A 13,415-nucleotide genomic window follows, 5' to 3' on the forward strand; every position below is an offset into this window, starting at 1 on the left:
ACTTCATGAAACGTCTGCTGCTAACTGCGGTTCTCACCGTATTGATGATCGCCGAAGTTCACGCCGAGTCCTTCACTATCTCTGATATTCGCGTCAATGGCCTCCAGCGGGTCTCCGCGGGTAGCGTCTTTGGTGCTTTGCCGTTAAACGTCGGTGAACAGGCGGATGATCGTCGCCTGGTGGAATCCACTCGTGCGCTGTTCAAAACCGGGTTCTTTCAAGATATCCAGCTGGGCCGCGATGGCAACGTCCTTGTCATCACGGTAGTCGAGCGCCCGTCAGTCGCCAGTATCGAGATCGAAGGTAACAAGGCGATCTCTACTGAAGACCTGATGAAGGGACTCAAACAATCCGGTCTGGCCGAAGGCGAGATCTTCCAGCGTGCCACCCTCGAAGGTGTGCGTAACGAACTGCAGCGCCAATATGTCGCCCAGGGTCGCTACTCCGCCACCGTCGACACCGAAGTGGTGCCGCAGCCGCGTAACCGCGTCGGCCTGAAGGTCAACATCAACGAAGGCACCGTTGCGGCTATCCAGCACATCAACGTGGTGGGTAACACGGTCTTCCCTGACGAAGACCTGATCGACCTGTTTGAATTGAAGACTACCAACTGGCTGTCGTTCTTCAAGAACGATGACAAGTACGCCCGTGAAAAACTGTCCGGTGACCTGGAGCGTCTGCGCTCCTACTACCTGGACCGTGGCTATATCAACATGGATATCGCTTCGACCCAGGTGTCCATTACTCCAGACAAGAAACACGTCTACATCACCGTCAACGTCAACGAAGGCGAGAAGTACACCGTTCGTGACGTCAAGCTGAGCGGCGACCTGAAAGTCCCTGAGGACCAGGTCAAGTCCCTGCTGCTGGTTCAGAAAGGCCAGGTGTTCTCGCGCAAGCTGATGACCACCACGTCCGAGCTGATCACCCGTCGCCTGGGTAACGAGGGTTACACCTTCGCCAACGTCAGCGGCGTGCCTCAGCCGAACGATGAAGACCACACGGTCGACATCACTTTTGCCGTCGATCCGGGCAAGCGTGCTTACGTCAACCGCATCAACTTCCGTGGCAACACCAAGTCCGAAGACGAAGTGTTGCGCCGTGAAATGCGTCAGATGGAGGGCGGCTGGGCTTCGACCTACCTGATCGACCAATCCAAGACCCGTCTTGAACGTCTGGGCTTCTTTAAAGAGGTCAACGTCGAAACCCCGGCTGTACCGGGTGTCGACGACCAGGTTGACGTGAACTACAGCGTTGAAGAACAGGCTTCCGGTTCCATTACCGCCAGCGTCGGTTTCGCTCAGAGCGCCGGTCTGATCCTCGGTGGTTCGATCACCCAGAACAACTTCCTGGGTACCGGTAACAAGGTCAGCATCGGTTTGACCCGCAGTGAATACCAGAGCCGTTATAACTTCGGTTATGTCGACCCGTACTGGACTGCTGATGGCGTGAGCTTGGGCTACAACGCTTTCTATCGCACCACTGACTACAAAGACCTTGATGTCGACGTAGCCAGCTATGCCGTAGACAGCCTGGGTGCTGGCGTCAACGTCGGCTACCCGATCAGCGAGACGTCGCGACTGACCTTTGGCCTGAGCGCGCAACAGGACAAGATCAAGACCGGTCAGTACACCGTTGACGAGATTTTCGACTTCGTGAACAAGGAAGGCGACAACTACCTGAACTTCAAGGCATCGGCCGGTTGGTCCGAGTCCACCTTGAACAAGGGTGTGTTGGCAACCCGCGGTCATTCCCAGAGCCTGACGTTGGAAACGACCACTCCGGGTAGCGACCTGTCGTTCTTCAAACTTGATTACCGTGGCCAGTTGTTCCAGCCATTGTCTGATAACTACACCGTACGTCTGCACACCGAGCTGGGCTATGGCGACGGTTACGGTTCGACCGACGGCTTGCCGTTCTATGAAAACTACTATGCTGGTGGTTTCAACTCGGTTCGTGGCTTCAAGGACAGCACCCTGGGCCCGCGCAGTACGCCTAGCCGTGGCACGAACCCGGGTACATTGGCCGATCCGGACCAGGATCCGCTGCCATTTGGTGGTAACGTCCTGATCCAGGGTGGTGCAGAGCTTCTGTTCCCGCTGCCGTTCGTCAAGGATCAACGCTCCCTGCGTACCTCGGTATTCTGGGATGTGGGTAACGTTTTTGACTCGCAGTGCAAAGACACCACCAATGCAAACGGTTCGGCGTCCAATACAAAGTGCAACGACATCAGCCTGAGCAACATGGCCAGTTCCGTCGGTGTCGGCGTGACCTGGGTCACCGCACTGGGTCCTCTGAGCTTCGCGTTGGCCATGCCGATCAAGAAACCGGATGACGCTGAGACTCAAGTGTTCCAATTCTCTCTCGGCCAGACGTTCTAAGCGTCTGCCCCAAAATAACGACAATGGATTTTGTAGGAGTACATCGTGCGTAAGTTGACTCAATTGGTTCTCCTGGCGACCGTACTGGTAGCAGGTCCGGCTTTTGCCGACATGAAAATCGCCGTTCTGAACTATCAGATGGCCCTGCTGGAATCCGACGCGGCCAAGAAATACGCCGTGGACGCCGAGAAGAAGTTTGGTCCGCAACTGTCCAAGCTCAAGACGCTGGAAAGCAGCGCCAAAGGCATCCAGGACCGTCTGATGGCTGGCGGCGACAAGATGCAGCAAGGCGAACGTGAACGCCTTGAGCTCGAGTTCAAGCAAAAGGCCCGTGACTTCCAGTTCCAGTCCAAGGAGCTGAACGAAGCCAAAGCCGTTGCCGACCGTGAAATGCTTAAGCAGCTCAAGCCGAAACTGGACAGCGCTGTGGAAGAAGTCATCAAGAAAGGTGCTTTTGACCTGGTCTTCGAGCGTGGCGCAGTGATTGATGTCAAACCTCAGTACGACATCACTCGCCAGGTTATCGAGCGCATGAATCAGCTGAAGTAATCCATGACAGCGACTATAAAGCTCGGCCAGTTGGCCGAGTTCCTCGGCGCCACGCTACGTGGCGACCCGGAGAAAGAAATTACTGGGCTAGCCACTTTGCAAGAGGCTGGCCCAGCTCAGTTGAGCTTTCTCGCAAACCCCCAATACCGAAAATACCTGGCGGACTGCCGGGCTGCAGCGCTGTTGCTGAAGGCCGCTGACGCTGAAGGTTATGCCGGTAATGCGCTGGTGGTGCCTGATCCGTATCTGGCCTATGCGCGTATTTCCCATCTGTTCGATCCCAAGCCCAAGGCGCCGGCCGGTATTCATCCGACAGCGGTAGTGGCCGCGGACGCAGTGGTTGATCCGGCTGCGAGCATCGGTGCCTTTGCGGTGATCGAAAGCGGCGCGCGTATTGCTGCCGGTGTGACCGTGGGGGCGCATTGCTTCATCGGTGCCCGTAGCGAAATCGGCGAAGGCGGCTGGCTGGCCCCGCGGGTCACGCTGTACCACGACGTGCGCATCGGCAAGCGGGTAGTGATTCAGTCCGGTGCCGTGCTGGGTGGCGAAGGCTTCGGCTTTGCCAACGAGAAAGGTGTCTGGCAGAAAATCGCCCAGATCGGCGGTGTATTGGTCGGTGATGATGTGGAGATTGGCGTGAATACCGCTATCGATCGCGGTGCGCTGGCCGATACCGTACTGGGTAACGGTGTGAAGCTCGACAATCAGATTCAGATCGCCCACAACGTACAGGTTGGTGATCACACCGCCATGGCCGCGTGTGTGGGGATCTCCGGCAGCACCAAAATCGGCAAGCATTGCATGCTCGCCGGGGGCGTTGGGCTGGTGGGGCATATCGAAATTTGCGACAACGTTTTTATCACCGGGATGACCATGGTGACCCATTCGATTACCGAAAAGGGTTCCTATTCTTCCGGTACGGCGATGCAACCAGCCGCCGAATGGCGCAAAAGCGCGGCCCGTATCCGTCAGCTCGATGACATCGCGCGACGTCTGCGACAGCTGGAAAAGCGTGTAGGGGACGTGACCCCTGACGGTAATGCTTCATCAGATGGCTGATACCATTTCCATATCAAGTGTGCACAGCCGCTAGACTGCCTCCTTGATTTGCTAGAGGGGTGCGCGTCAGTCGCGCGCTCCCAATCTTTACATAGGCTTCCCCCCGAAATGATGGACATCAACGAGATTCGCGAATACCTGCCTCACCGTTACCCGTTCCTGCTGGTGGACCGGGTCGTGGATCTGGATGTGGAAGGCAAGCGCATTCGCGCCTACAAGAATGTCAGCATCAACGAACCGTTCTTCAATGGTCACTTCCCCGCGCATCCAATCATGCCGGGCGTACTGATCATCGAAGCGATGGCTCAGGCTGCCGGTATCCTTGGTTTCAAAATGCTCGACGTGAAGCCTGCCGACGGCACGCTCTACTACTTCGTCGGCTCCGACAAGCTGCGTTTTCGCCAGCCCGTCACTCCAGGCGATCAATTGATCCTCGAAGCCCGTTTCATCAGCTGCAAGCGTCAGATCTGGAAGTTCGAGTGCCAGGCTTCGGTCGATGGCAAGCCAGTCTGCTCCGCTGAAATCATCTGCGCGGAACGCAAACTATGAGTTTGATTGACCCTCGCGCAATCATCGATCCGACGGCCGTTCTGGCTGAAGGTGTCGAGGTCGGCCCATGGTCGATCGTCGGCGCAGGTGTGGAAATCGGCGAGGGGACAGTGATCGGGCCGCATGTGATTCTCAAGGGCCCGACCCGAATCGGTAAGCACAACCGCATCTACCAGTTTTCCTCGGTAGGTGAGGACACGCCCGATCTGAAATACAAAGGCGAAGAAACACGTCTGGTCATCGGTGACCACAACATCATCCGTGAAGGCGTGACGATTCACCGTGGCACGGTTCAGGACCGCTCGGAAACGACCCTGGGCGATCACAACCTGATCATGGCCTATGCCCACATCGGCCACGACAGTGTCATCGGTAACCACTGCATCCTCGTCAACAACACTGCGTTGGCTGGCCATGTGCACGTTGAAGACTGGGCTATCCTGTCCGGCTTTACCCTGGTTCACCAGTATTGCCACATCGGCGCCCACAGCTTTTCCGGCATGGGTACCGCCATTGGCAAGGACGTTCCAGCCTACGTCACGGTGTTCGGCAACCCGGCCGAAGCCCGTAGCATGAACTTCGAAGGCATGCGCCGTCGTGGTTTCAGCGAAGACGCGATCCACGCCCTGCGTCGTGCCTATAAGGTGGTTTACCGCCAAGGCCTGACGGTTGAGCAGGCACTCACCGAATTGGCCGAACCTTCGGACCAGTTCCCGGAAGTCGCGGTGTTCCGTGATTCCATCCAGTCTTCGACCCGCGGCATCACACGTTAATCATGGCTAATCTGCGTATTGCGCTGGTGGCGGGTGAGGCTTCCGGTGACATTCTGGGCGCGGGCATCATGCGCGCACTCAAGGCTCAGCATCCGGCAGTGGAGTTCATCGGTGTCGGTGGTCCGCTGATGCAGGCCGAAGGCCTGACTTCGTATTTCCCGATGGAACGTCTTTCGGTCATGGGCCTGGTGGAAGTGCTGGGTCGATTGCGTGAACTGATGGCGCGTCGCAAAAAGCTGATCGCCGACCTGATCGCCGAAAAGCCGGACGCATTTATCGGCATCGATGCCCCGGACTTCAACCTCACTATCGAACTCAAGCTGCGTCAGGCCGGGATCAAGACCGTGCATTACGTCAGCCCGTCGGTGTGGGCGTGGCGGCAGAAGCGGGTGCTGAAGATTCGCGAAGGCTGCGACCTGATGCTGACGCTGTTTCCATTCGAAGCGAAATTCTACGAAGAAAAGGGCGTGCCGGTGCGGTTTGTCGGGCATTCCCTGGCTGATGCGATCCCGCTTGAAGCCGATCGCGCCGCCGCTCGGGCCGAACTCGGCTTGCCGGACGGACCGCTGGTTGCGTTGATGCCGGGCAGTCGTGGCGGCGAAGTCGGCCGTCTCGGTGCGTTGTTCCTCGATACCGCCCAACGCCTGCGGGCCTTGCGCCCCGGCGTTCGGTTCGTCATGCCTTGCGCCAGCCCGGAACGCCGCGCGCAGCTTGAAGAGTTGCTGGCCGGTCGCGATCTGCCGCTGACCCTGCTCGATGGCAAATCCCATCTGGCCCTTGCCGCCTGCGACGCCGTGTTGATTGCCTCCGGCACGGCGACCCTTGAAGCGCTGTTGTACAAGCGGCCGATGGTGGTCGCTTATCGCCTGGCGCCGCTGACGTTCTGGATTCTCAAGCGCATGGTGAAAAGCCCCTACATCTCGTTGCCGAACTTGCTGGCCCAACGCCTTTTGGTGCCCGAGTTGCTGCAAGACGACGCAACGGTCGAAGCCCTGGCCCAGACCTTGTCACCGTTGATCGAGGGTGGCGAAGAACAGACCCGTGGCTTCGACGAAATCCACCGGACCTTGCGTCTGGATGCCTCCAACCAGGCGGCGGATGCCGTGCTGAAACTGATTGGCCCAGTACAATGAGTAAAACAAGCATGCAAATGGGGCTGGATTTCACCTTGGTCGCTGAAGTGGAAGATCTGGTTGCCGGTGTCGACGAAGTCGGTCGCGGCCCGCTCTGCGGCGCCGTGGTCACGGCTGCGGTAATTCTCGATCCGAATCGGCCGATTCTTGGTCTGAACGACTCGAAGAAACTCACCGAAGCACGCCGCGAAAAGCTCTACGACGAAATTTGCGAAAAAGCCCTGAGCTGGTGCATCGCCCGGGCCGAAGTTGAAGAAATCGATGAGCTGAATATTCTGCATGCCACCATGTTGGCCATGCAGCGCGCGATCGAAGGGCTGCACATCCAGCCGAAACTGGCGATGATCGACGGCAACCGCTGCCCGAAACTGTCCATGCGCGCCGAAGCGGTGGTGCAGGGCGACGGCAAGGTGCCGGCTATCGCTGCGGCGTCGATTCTGGCCAAGGTCAGCCGTGACCGTGAAATGGCCGCTTTCGAACTGATTTACCCGGGTTACGGGATCGGCGGCCACAAAGGCTACCCGACCCCCGTTCATCTGGAAGCTCTGGCCCGATTGGGGCCAACGCCGATTCACCGTCGTTCTTTCGCCCCGGTGCGCCTGGCTTACGAGGCTCGCGAAAACCTGATCGAGAGTTAGTCGCGAGGCTGATGTTTTACTCAAGGCCCGGTACAATCCGGGCCTTGTTGTCTTCACGTTTCTAGACAGGATCACTATGCCGGCTTCATTCGTTCATCTACGCCTGCACACTGAATATTCCCTGGTCGACGGTCTGGTGCGGATCAAACCGCTGGTCAAGACCCTGGTCGGCATGAACATGCCTGCCGTCGCGGTCACCGACCAGAACAACATGTGTTCCCTGGTCAAATTCTATAAAGCCGCCATGGGCGCAGGCATCAAGCCGATCTGCGGTGCCGACCTGTGGTTGTCGAACAAGGACCCGGACAACGCCCTGAGCCGGATCAGCCTGCTGGTGATGAACGCTGTCGGCTATCGCAACCTCACCGAACTGATTTCCCGCGGCTTCATCGACGGCCAGCGCAATGGCTCGGTCATCATCGAGCGCGAGTGGGTGGCCGAAGCCAGCGAAGGCTTGATCATGCTGTCGGCGGCCAAAGAGGGCGAGATCGGCCTGGCCATGCTCAGCGGCAATCCGGCAGAAGCGGAAAACCTCGCGCGCGAATGGATGGCGGTGTTCCCGGATCGTTTCTATCTGGAGATCCAGCGCACCAACCGCCCCAACGACGAAGAGCAGTTGCACGGCGCCGTGGCGCTGGCCGAGAAGATCGGTGCGCCGCTGGTCGCCACCAACGACGTGCGTTTCATCAAGCAGGAAGACTTTGCCGCTCACGAAACCCGCGTCTGCATCGGTGAGGGCCGCGCCCTCGACGATCCGCGGCGTTCGAAGAATTACAGCGATCAGCAATACCTCAAAAGCGCCGAGGAAATGGCCGAGCTGTTCAGCGACATTCCCGAAGCGCTGGCCAACACCGTCGAGATCGCCAAGCGCTGCAACATCGAAGTGAAGCTGGGCACTCACTTCCTGCCCAACTTCCCGATCCCTGATGGCATGACCATCGACGAGTATTTCCGCAAGGTCTCGTTCGATGGCCTGGAAGAGCGTCTCAGCGTTCTGCTGCCCCGAGACACCACCGAAGACTACGAAACCAAGCGTCAGGTCTACGTCGACCGGTTGAATTTCGAACTGGATATCATCATCCAGATGGGCTTCCCCGGTTACTTCCTGATCGTGATGGACTTCATCCAGTGGGCCAAGAGCAACGGCGTGCCGGTCGGGCCTGGGCGGGGGTCGGGTGCCGGGTCGCTGGTGGCCTATGTGCAGAAGATCACCGACCTCGATCCGCTGGAATATGACCTGCTGTTCGAACGTTTCCTTAACCCGGAACGGGTTTCCATGCCCGACTTCGACGTCGACTTCTGCATGGACGGTCGCGACCGTGTGATCGACTACGTGGCCGAGAAATACGGCCGTAATGCGGTGAGCCAGATCATCACCTTCGGTTCCATGGCCGCCAAGGCGGTGGTCCGAGACGTGGCGCGGGTGCAGGGCAAGTCCTACGGTCTGGCGGATCGTCTGTCGAAGATGATTCCGTTCGAAGTCGGCATGACCCTGGAAAAAGCCTACGAGCAGGAAGAAATCCTGCGCGACTTCATCAAGGTCGATGAAGAAGCCGCGGAAATCTGGGAAATGGCGCGCAAGCTTGAAGGCGTTGTGCGTAACGTCGGCAAGCACGCCGGTGGTGTGGTGATCGCGCCGACCAAGCTGACTGACTTCTCGCCAATCTATTGCGATGAGGCCGGCGACGGTCTGGTGACCCAGTTCGACAAGGACGACGTTGAAGCCGCCGGCCTGGTGAAGTTCGACTTCCTCGGCCTGCGGACCCTGACGGTCATCGACTGGGCACTGAAAACCATCAACCGCGACCGCGCCAAGGTCGATCAGCCGCCGCTGGATATCGCGTTCATCCCGCTGGATGACAAACCGACCTACCAGCTGCTGCAAAAAGCTGAAACCACCGCGGTGTTCCAGCTTGAGTCGCGCGGCATGAAAGAGCTGATCAAAAAGCTCAAGCCCGACTGCCTGGAAGACTTGATCGCACTGGTGGCCCTGTTCCGTCCGGGCCCTTTGCAATCGGGCATGGTGGACGACTTTATCAACCGTAAGCACGGTCGCGCCGAACTCGCGTACCCGCACTCGGACTACCAGTACGAAGGCCTCAAGCCCGTATTGGCACCGACTTACGGCATCATTCTGTATCAGGAACAGGTGATGCAGATTGCCCAGGTCATGGCCGGTTACACCCTCGGCGGCGCGGACATGCTGCGACGGGCCATGGGTAAGAAAAAGCCGGAAGAAATGGCCAAGCAGCGCGGCGGTTTCATTGACGGTTGCAAGACCAACAATATCGACGCCGACCTGGCCGGTAACATTTTCGACCTGGTAGAAAAATTCGCCGGTTACGGCTTCAACAAATCCCACTCCGCCGCTTATGGCCTGGTTTCATACCAGACCGCTTGGCTGAAAACGCACTACCCGGCGCCGTTCATGGCCGCGGTACTGTCTGCGGATATGCACAACACCGACAAGGTCGTGACCTTGATCGAAGAAATTCGCACCATGAAGCTGCGTCTCGACGCGCCGGATGTGAATACTTCCGAGTTCAAGTTCACGGTGAATGACGAAGGCCGGATTATTTACGGCCTCGGTGCGATCAAGGGGGTGGGCGAAGGCCCGGTCGAGGCGATTACCGAGGCGCGTCAGGACGGTCCGTTCAAGGACCTGTTCGATTTCTGTGCCCGTGTCGACCTCAAGCGAATCAACAAGCGCACCCTGGACGGTTTGATCCGCAGCGGTGCACTGGATCGTCTGGGGCCTTATTTCCATGACGAGCAGAAAGCCTATCAGGCCAATATCGACCGTAACCGGGCGGTCTTGCTGAACGCCATGGAAGGGGCGATCAAGGCGGCCGAACAAACCGCGCGTACCCATGACAGCGGTCATGTCGACCTGTTTGGTGGTCTGTTCGTTGAAGAAGACGCCGACGTCTACGCCAATCACCGCAAAGCCAAGGAGCTGACCCTCAAGGAGCGCCTGAAAGGGGAGAAAGACACCCTCGGCCTGTACCTGACCGGTCACCCGATTGACGAGTACGAAGGCGAGATCCGCCGTTTTGCCCGTCAGCGCATCATCGACCTGAAGCCGGCTCGTGATACGCAAACCGTCGCCGGCATGATCATCGCCCTGCGGGTGATGAAGAACAAAAAGGGCGACAAGATGGGTTTCATCACTCTCGACGATCGCTCCGGGCGGATCGAGGCTTCGCTGTTTGCCGAAGCGTTCCATTCGGCGCAATCGCTGTTGCAGACCGATGCGATGGTCGTGGTCGAAGGCGAAGTCAGCAACGACGACTTTTCCGGTGGCCTGCGGCTGCGGGTCAAGCGGGTGATGAGCATGGAAGATGCGCGCACCAACCTCGCCGAAAGCCTGCGCCTGAAGCTGCAGACCAAGGATTTGAAGGGCGATCAGCTACGCTGGCTGGGTGAGTTGTTCAAGCGTCATCGCGGCGCGTGCCCGATCACCATGGAGTACACGAGCCCCGATGCGAAGGCCTTGCTGCAGTTTGGCGAGACCTGGCGGATCGATCCGGCGGATGCGTTGATTCAAGCCTTGCGTGACCAGTTCGGGCGAGACAACGTCTTCCTCCAATACCGTTGACGGTCGGGGCTGTCTGTAGGCCCCGATCTCGACCAGAATTTTTAATCTCGACCTGAACGCGCCTGTCCCTTAAGGTAGGGCGCGAATAGACAACCGGCCGGCCCAAGCTCTCTTGGACGTCGACCCAAGACGGACGCCTATGAACCCGAATTTTCTAGATTTCGAACAGCCGATCGCCGACCTGCAAGCCAAGATCGAAGAGTTGCGCTTGGTCGGTAACGACAATTCGCTGAATATCGGCGATGAGATCTCCCGCCTGCAGGACAAAAGCAGCACGCTGACCGAAGACATCTTCGGCAAGCTGACCAGCTGGCAGATCGCACGTCTCGCGCGTCACCCGAAACGTCCGTATACCCTGGACTACATCGAACACATCTTCACCGAGTTCGACGAACTGCACGGCGACCGTCACTTCTCCGACGACGCTGCGATCGTGGGCGGCATTGCCCGTCTGGACGATCAGCCGGTGATGATCATCGGCCACCAGAAAGGCCGTGAAGTGCGCGAGAAAGTGCGCCGCAACTTCGGTATGCCGCGTCCTGAAGGCTACCGCAAGGCGTGCCGCCTGATGGAAATGGCCGAACGTTTCAAAATGCCGATCCTGACCTTCATCGACACGCCGGGCGCTTACCCTGGCATCGATGCTGAGGAGCGTAACCAGAGCGAGGCGATTGCCTGGAACCTGCGCGTCATGGCCCGCCTGAAAACCCCAATCATCGCCACCGTGATCGGTGAAGGTGGTTCGGGTGGCGCGCTGGCGATCGGCGTCTGCGATCAACTGAACATGCTTCAGTACTCGACCTACGCGGTGATCTCGCCGGAAGGTTGCGCCTCGATTCTGTGGAAAACCGCCGAGAAAGCGCCGGACGCGGCTGAAGCCATGGGCATCACCGCCGAGCGCCTGAAAGGCCTGGGCATCGTCGACAAAGTGATCGGCGAGCCATTGGGCGGCGCTCACCGCGATCCGGCAGCGGCGGCGGCTTCGATCCGTGCCGAGCTGAGCTCGCAACTGGCGATGCTGAAGAAGTTCGATAACGAGGCGCTGCTGGCCCGTCGTTACGAGCGTCTGATGAGCTACGGTCTCTGATCTGACCGCGCTTCACCCATGTGGGAGCGAGCCTGCTCGCGAAAGCGGTATAACAGCCAACAGATAAGTTGAATGTTAAGCCGCCATCGCGAGCAGGCTCGCTCCCACATTTGATTTGTGCGAAGTGATCGATATGAGTCTGCCAACGCGTGATCTCTCCACCAGGCTTCTGCTGAATCTCGCGCCGTGGCGCAACGCCACAACCTGGCGCGTCGCCTTCTCCGGCGGACTCGACTCCACCGTCCTGCTGCACCTCCTTGCCCACCTCGCAAAAACCCAATCCCTGCCGGCGCTCAGCGCCATTTATGTTCACCACGGCCTTCAGGCTGCGGCTGATGCGTGGCCGCAACATTGTCAGTCGGTCTGTGACGCGCTGGGTGTGCCGCTGCAGGTGGTTCACGTTCAGGTTCAGCCCGGCGCCAGCCTTGAGCGTGCCGCCCGGGATGCGCGCTATGGCGCCTTCGTTGAAGCCACTCAAGCCAATGAGCTGCTACTCACCGCGCAGCACCGGGACGACCAAGCGGAAACCCTGTTGTTTCGGCTGTTGCGCGGGGCAGGGGTGAGGGGCTTGTCGGGCATGCCGCGCGAGCGGGTCCTGGGTCGCGGGCATCTTTTGCGTCCGTTGCTCGATGTCACACGCGCCGAGCTTGAGGCTTATGCGGCCGAGCATCGGTTGAGCTGGATCGAGGACCCTTCGAACCAGGACCGCCAGTTCTCACGCAACTACCTGCGGCATCAAGTGTTCCCGGTATTGACCGAGCGCTGGCCGCAAGCGACGGCAACCATGGCTCGCACTGCCGCGCATCTGAGCGAAGCTCAGGGGTTGCTCGATGAGCTGGCCCACATCGATCTGGCCAGCGCCAATACCGCCAATGAATTCGATTGGCTGGGTCTGCCATCCCTGGAGTTGGTGCCGCTGGTCAGGCTTTCTGCCGCGCGCCAGCGCAACGCATTGAGTCACTGGCTTGCAGCATTGACGCGGCTGCCGGATAGCGACCATTGGTCGGGTTGGAATGATTTGCGCGATGCCACGGGTGATGCCCGTCCGGTCTGGCGATTGGCGGAGGGCGAATTGCATCGGGCGGGCGGGCGTATCTGGTGGCTGTCGGGTCGTTGGCTGCGCGTTCCCCCCCCAGTCGGCCTTTGGACTGATCCTTCGACAACGCTGGTTTTACCGGAAAACGGCGAGCTTACGATCACCGGCCAAATCCCCGCCGGCCCGCTGCAAATCCGCTATCGTGAAGGAGGCGAGGTCATGAATCTGCCTGAGCGCGGCCACCGGGATCTCAAGCGTTTGCTCAACGAACGCGGGGTTCCGGGCTTCGTCCGTGGCAGATTGCCGCTGCTTTACCGGGACGCGCAATTGCTGGCGGTGGCCAACCTGCGGGGCCTCGATGGCAACGAGCAGGAGGGCTGGCATTTGCATTGGGACCCACTGAGCGAAGATCAAGGTTTGAGCTGAAAGGGGCTTTCCGGTAGACTACGCTCCCTTCTTGATACAACTTCTGTGGATTCGCCTGAATTACAGAAGTTGCCGATTACCAAGCAGTCTTTGCTGGGCGATTCCAAAAAATGTGTAGCGAGCAACGTACCGGTGTTTCATCTGCCGGTCTGTCCCAACGCGGCGGTTTTTTTGAAAGGTGCACTG

At 59.0% G+C, this 13,415-nt stretch carries 10 protein-coding genes; all 10 read left to right on the forward strand.

Annotation, left to right across the window (positions count from 1 at the left end):
* Positions 1-5 precede the first annotated feature (5 nt).
* The 10 genes from bamA (at position 6) to tilS (ending at position 13,229) form a co-directional block, all read left to right on the forward strand.
* Positions 6-2,381, forward strand: coding sequence for an outer membrane protein assembly factor BamA (bamA, locus tag FHL16_RS12135; protein WP_077748329.1), 2,376 nt, complete (start codon positions 6-8; stop codon positions 2,379-2,381).
* Positions 2,382-2,426: 45 nt separating this feature from the next.
* Complete coding sequence (locus tag FHL16_RS12140) at positions 2,427-2,930, forward strand: OmpH family outer membrane protein (protein ID WP_010462812.1); 504 nt, start codon at positions 2,427-2,429, stop codon at positions 2,928-2,930.
* A gap of 3 nt (positions 2,931-2,933) precedes the next feature.
* Positions 2,934-3,989, forward strand: coding sequence for a UDP-3-O-(3-hydroxymyristoyl)glucosamine N-acyltransferase (gene lpxD / locus FHL16_RS12145; protein ID WP_077748330.1), 1,056 nt, complete (start codon positions 2,934-2,936; stop codon positions 3,987-3,989).
* A 108-nt stretch (positions 3,990-4,097) separates the two neighbouring features.
* On the forward strand, positions 4,098-4,538 hold the full coding sequence (gene fabZ / locus FHL16_RS12150) for a 3-hydroxyacyl-ACP dehydratase FabZ (RefSeq protein WP_008154051.1): 441 nt from the start codon (positions 4,098-4,100) through the stop codon (positions 4,536-4,538).
* Entirely contained in the window at positions 4,535-5,311 is a 777-nt protein-coding gene (lpxA, locus tag FHL16_RS12155; protein ID WP_010462807.1) for an acyl-ACP--UDP-N-acetylglucosamine O-acyltransferase, read from the forward strand. The genes fabZ and lpxA overlap by 4 nt, the downstream gene beginning before the upstream one ends.
* 2 nt (positions 5,312-5,313) lie before the next feature.
* Complete coding sequence (gene lpxB, locus FHL16_RS12160; protein WP_077748331.1) at positions 5,314-6,444, forward strand: lipid-A-disaccharide synthase; 1,131 nt, start codon at positions 5,314-5,316, stop codon at positions 6,442-6,444.
* Between the two features lie 11 nt (positions 6,445-6,455).
* Entirely contained in the window at positions 6,456-7,082 is a 627-nt protein-coding gene (gene rnhB, locus FHL16_RS12165) for a ribonuclease HII (protein ID WP_010462803.1), read from the forward strand.
* Between the two features lie 76 nt (positions 7,083-7,158).
* Positions 7,159-10,680 carry a DNA polymerase III subunit alpha gene (gene dnaE / locus FHL16_RS12170; protein ID WP_010462801.1) on the forward strand — a complete coding sequence of 1,174 codons (3,522 nt, stop codon included), beginning with the start codon at positions 7,159-7,161 and terminating at the stop codon, positions 10,678-10,680.
* Between the two features lie 139 nt (positions 10,681-10,819).
* Positions 10,820-11,767 carry an acetyl-CoA carboxylase carboxyltransferase subunit alpha gene (locus FHL16_RS12175; RefSeq protein ID WP_010462799.1) on the forward strand — a complete coding sequence of 316 codons (948 nt, stop codon included), beginning with the start codon at positions 10,820-10,822 and terminating at the stop codon, positions 11,765-11,767.
* Positions 11,768-11,900: 133 nt separating this feature from the next.
* On the forward strand, positions 11,901-13,229 hold the full coding sequence (tilS, locus tag FHL16_RS12180) for a tRNA lysidine(34) synthetase TilS (protein WP_077748332.1): 1,329 nt from the start codon (positions 11,901-11,903) through the stop codon (positions 13,227-13,229).
* Positions 13,230-13,415 lie beyond the last annotated feature (186 nt).

It is taken from the genome of Pseudomonas sp. FSL W5-0299 (assembly GCF_005930655.1).
In the GTDB taxonomy this organism is placed as follows: domain Bacteria; phylum Pseudomonadota; class Gammaproteobacteria; order Pseudomonadales; family Pseudomonadaceae; genus Aquipseudomonas; species Aquipseudomonas mandelii.

Excerpts from the sequence above, each read along its gene's own strand:
- bamA (WP_077748329.1), top strand. The coding sequence starts at position 6 with ATGAAACGTCTGCTGCTAACTGCGGTTCTCACCGTATTGATGATCGCC.
- FHL16_RS12175 (WP_010462799.1), top strand. The coding sequence starts at position 10,820 with ATGAACCCGAATTTTCTAGATTTCGAACAGCCGATCGCCGACCTGCAA.
- dnaE (WP_010462801.1), top strand. The coding sequence starts at position 7,159 with ATGCCGGCTTCATTCGTTCATCTACGCCTGCACACTGAATATTCCCTG.
- tilS (WP_077748332.1), top strand. The coding sequence starts at position 11,901 with ATGAGTCTGCCAACGCGTGATCTCTCCACCAGGCTTCTGCTGAATCTC.
- fabZ (WP_008154051.1), top strand. The coding sequence starts at position 4,098 with ATGATGGACATCAACGAGATTCGCGAATACCTGCCTCACCGTTACCCG.
- lpxA (WP_010462807.1), top strand. The coding sequence starts at position 4,535 with ATGAGTTTGATTGACCCTCGCGCAATCATCGATCCGACGGCCGTTCTG.
- lpxB (WP_077748331.1), top strand. The coding sequence starts at position 5,314 with ATGGCTAATCTGCGTATTGCGCTGGTGGCGGGTGAGGCTTCCGGTGAC.
- rnhB (WP_010462803.1), top strand. The coding sequence starts at position 6,456 with ATGCAAATGGGGCTGGATTTCACCTTGGTCGCTGAAGTGGAAGATCTG.
- lpxD (WP_077748330.1), top strand. The coding sequence starts at position 2,934 with ATGACAGCGACTATAAAGCTCGGCCAGTTGGCCGAGTTCCTCGGCGCC.